Consider the following 3,498-nt stretch of genomic DNA (forward strand, 5'->3'; position numbering starts at 1 on the left):
CGAGTCGCACCGAAAGCGGACCGAAAGCCGGCTGTAGGGAACATGCGGCACGCCATTGCCCGAAGACCGACAAGGAGACCCATGAAGACCACCGCCACCCTGGCCGCGCCCGTCGAGCGACCCGCCACGGCCCGCCGCCGCTTCTGGCCCGAGGGCTGGTGGCGGCTGATGGACATTCGCATCGGCATCATCCCGCTGCCCATCTACGTGGTGGCCGGCGCGCTGATCGCAGGCCTGCTGGCCACCGGCAAGCTGCCCAACGAGATCTCGGTGGCCATCGTGGTGTTCGCCTTCTTCGGCTTCACACTGGCCGAGATCGGCAAGCGGCTGCCGCTGGTGCGCCACATCGGCGCGGCGGCCATCTTCGCCACCTTCGTGCCCTCGGCGCTGGTGTACTACAAGGTGCTGCCCGAGCCCATCGTGAAGATGACGACCGACTTCACCAAGGCGTCCAACTTCCTGTACCTGTTCATCGCGTCCATCATCGTGGGCAGCATCCTGAGCATGGACCGCACGGTGCTGGTCAAGGGCTTTCTCAAGATCTTCGTGCCGCTGGCCGCGGGCACGGTGGCGGCCGGCGCGGTGGGCACCGCGGTGGGCACGCTGCTGGGCCTGGGCGCGTACCACAGCTTCTTTTTCATCGTGGTGCCCATCATGGCCGGCGGCGTGGGCGAAGGCGCCATTCCGCTGTCCATCGGCTATGCCGAGATCCTGCACCAGGACCAGGGCCAGCTGTTTGCCACCGTGCTGCCGCCGGTGATGCTTGGCAGCCTGACGGCCATCATCCTGTCGGGCCTCCTCAACTTCGTGGGCAAGCGCTACCCGCACCTGACGGGCGAAGGCCGCCTGCAGCCCGGTGAGCATGGCGACATGCCCGCCGCCCGAGAACTGACCGGGGCCGGCGTGGACGTGAACCAGATCGCCGCCGCCGGTGTCACCGCGCTCACGCTGTACCTCCTGGGCATCCTGTGCCACCGCCTGTTCGGCCTGCCGGCGCCGGTGGCCATGCTGTTCCTGGCGGTGCTGGTCAAGCTCACGCAGGCGGTGTCGCCCCAGCTGCAGGAAGGCGCCTTCGTGGTCTACAAGTTCTTTTCCACCGCGGTCACCTACCCGCTGCTGTTCGCCATCGGCGTCTCGCTCACGCCCTGGGACAAGCTGGTGGCCTCGTTCAACCTGCCCACGCTCGTGACCATCGTGGCCACCGTGTCCACGCTGATGGCGGTGGGCGCGCTGGTGGGCCGCTGGCTGAAGATGTACCCGATCGAAGCGGCCATCGTGAACGCCTGCCACAGTGGCCAGGGCGGCACCGGCGACGTGGCCATCCTCACCGCCGCTAACCGCATGGCACTGATGCCCTTCGCGCAGTTGGCCACCCGCATCGGCGGGGCCGTCACGGTGACCACGGTGTTGATGGTGCTGGCGCACCTGGGCTGAGCGCCTGCAGCTAGGGCGCACCCCAGCTGGGGCGCCCACCGACTCGTGGCCCGGGGGCGCGGCCGGCACAGTGGCCGGCATCGCAGCCCCTGTGAAGCCCCATGCAAGCCTCCTCTGCCACCCACGGCGCCTCCGGCGCCACAGCCAGCCAGGCCGCCCAGGCCGCTGCGCGTGCCGCGCAGGCCGATGCGCCCAGCGGCCGCGAGATCGTCGAGGCGCACACCCGCGGCCTGACGACCGACCTGGATGCGGTGGCGCGTGACCTGAAGGCCGCCGCGCAAGCCCGCCCCGCTGACGCCGCGCAACTGGTGCGCGAGGCGGTCGGTGCCGTCAAGGCCGACGACCGGGCCGGCCTGGTGGAACGCCTGAAGGCGCCCGATGCGCAGGCCGGCGGCGGCTGGTGGTCGGCCGCTTCGGGCTGGGTGCATGGCGCGCTGGACGTGGCCGGCTTCGTGCCCGGGCTGGGTGCCATCCCCGACCTGCTGAACGCCGGCATCTACGCGGCCGAAGGCGACATGGGCAATGCCGCGATGTCGGCCGTGGCCGCGGTGCCCGCCTTCGGCGATGCCGCCAAGGGCGCCAGCCTGGCGGTGCGCGGCACGCGCGCGGCGGCGGGTCAGGTGGCCCGGCATGGCGACGAGGCGGCCAGCCTGGCCCGGCAGGCCGACCATGCGGCCACGGCCGCGCGCCAGGCCGACGAAGCGGCAGACGCTGCCCAGGCCGCCCGCCGCGCGGCCGACACGCCGCCGGTGACCGGCGCCCACACGCCGAACCTGAACATCAGCCACAACGGCTACACCTACAAGACCGATGCGCAAGGCCGCGTCAACCAGGTCAGCGGCCAGCTCACGCTCAACAAGGGGCAGACGCGCAACCAGCGCGCCCAGCTGGAAGCCGGCGGCGCCGACCGCCTGCCCACCGACCAGGGCGGCCACTTCATCGCCCGCCAGTTCGACGGCCCGCGCGAGGCCATCAACCACTTTGCCCAGAACGGCAACTTCAACATGGGGGCGTACCGCAGCCTGGAGAAGGAGTGGGACCGCGCGCTGCAGGCCGGGCAGCAGGTGCACGTGACCATCGTGCCGCGCTACAAGGGCGACTCGCTGCGGCCCGACAGCCTGGTTGTGCGCTACGCTGTGGACGGCAACCCGGTCACGCGGGTCTTCAACAACGTGCCGGGCGGGCGCTGAACCCGTACGCCGCCCCCAAGCCGGCCGCCCACCGCAAACTGCCCCCATGACACCCGAGATCGAAACCGCCTACCAGGGCATCGCCGACGTGCTGGTGCCCGCGCTGCCCGAGTCCTTCGACCGCGCCTTCGTCTACGGCGAATTGATGGACGACACCGCCACCGCCACCGCCTACGTGAGCAGCGGCCCCGGCCATGCCGCGCGGCTGGACGACATGATGCTGGACGCCGACCTGGCCGATGCGCTGTCGGCGCTGCGCCAGGCCTGGGCCGCCAGCGGCCAGCCGGCTTTTTCCACCGCGGTGTTCACGCTGCATGGCGACGGCCGCTTCCACCTCGACGTGCACCACGGCGACGTCAGCGATGCCGGCCAGACCCTGGCGCGCCGCAGCGCGTGGGAGCAATCCATCTTCGGCAACCAGCCGATCGAGACCTTGAGCGCCTGAGGCGTTCAGCCCGCCTGCAGCGCCTGGCGCAGGCGCGTGCGCCGGGGCGTGGCCTTGACGCCCGGCCAGGCCGCGGCCGGCATCACGAACCAGCGCGCTGGCGTGCCGTCGCAAGGCCGCTCGCCATCGTCGGCAAAGCCCAGCGTGCGCAGCACATGCTGCACCGCGCGGTGCTGCGGATGGCAGGCGGCCCACAGCTCAGGCAACTGCAGCTGCTCGAAAGCGCGGGCCAGCAGCAGTTCGCCACCTTCGTGCACCAGGCCGCTGCCCCAGTGGGCGGGCAGCAGCCGGCAGCCGATCTCGATGCGCGACGGATCGTCGGCCATGCGCATCAGGTTGAACCAGCCGGCGAAGTGCGGGCGCGGCTCGGCCAGCGTGCGCAAAGCCTCGTCGCTGAGCGCGGCCCGCACCTGCGGATCGGCCAGCTCC

4 protein-coding genes are annotated in these 3,498 nt (G+C 71.4%); 3 read left to right on the plus strand and 1 reads right to left on the minus strand.

Translation table 11 applies throughout. The features are described from left to right. The first annotated feature begins 81 nt into the window (after nucleotides 1–81). The 3 genes from ABNT58_RS02800 (at nucleotide 82) to ABNT58_RS02810 (ending at nucleotide 3,069) form a co-directional block, all read left to right on the plus strand. On the plus strand, nucleotides 82–1,434 hold the full coding sequence (locus ABNT58_RS02800) for a 2-hydroxycarboxylate transporter family protein (RefSeq protein WP_348751991.1): 1,353 nt from the start codon (nucleotides 82–84) through the stop codon (nucleotides 1,432–1,434). A gap of 101 nt (nucleotides 1,435–1,535) precedes the next feature. Then, nucleotides 1,536–2,624 carry a DNA/RNA non-specific endonuclease gene (locus tag ABNT58_RS02805; protein WP_348751992.1) on the plus strand — a complete coding sequence of 363 codons (1,089 nt, stop codon included), beginning with the start codon at nucleotides 1,536–1,538 and terminating at the stop codon, nucleotides 2,622–2,624. A gap of 46 nt (nucleotides 2,625–2,670) precedes the next feature. After that, the gene (locus ABNT58_RS02810) at nucleotides 2,671–3,069 is read left to right on the plus strand and encodes a hypothetical protein (RefSeq protein WP_348751993.1); all 399 of its coding nucleotides are present in this window, start codon (nucleotides 2,671–2,673) and stop codon (nucleotides 3,067–3,069) included. A gap of 5 nt (nucleotides 3,070–3,074) precedes the next feature. Here ABNT58_RS02810 and ABNT58_RS02815 read toward each other — a convergent pair. Then, nucleotides 3,075–3,498 (minus strand): GNAT family N-acetyltransferase (locus ABNT58_RS02815; protein ID WP_348751994.1); only part of this gene is annotated, 424 nt, incomplete at its 5' end.

This window comes from uncultured Aquincola sp. (assembly GCF_964001545.1).
Classification (GTDB): domain Bacteria; phylum Pseudomonadota; class Gammaproteobacteria; order Burkholderiales; family Burkholderiaceae_C; genus Aquincola.

What these genes read in the sequence shown, in the direction of transcription:
- ABNT58_RS02800 (WP_348751991.1), top strand. Translation starts at nt 82, where the DNA reads ATGAAGACCACCGCCACCCTGGCCGCGCCCGTCGAGCGACCCGCCACG.
- ABNT58_RS02810 (WP_348751993.1), top strand. Translation starts at nt 2,671, where the DNA reads ATGACACCCGAGATCGAAACCGCCTACCAGGGCATCGCCGACGTGCTG.
- ABNT58_RS02805 (WP_348751992.1), top strand. Translation starts at nt 1,536, where the DNA reads ATGCAAGCCTCCTCTGCCACCCACGGCGCCTCCGGCGCCACAGCCAGC.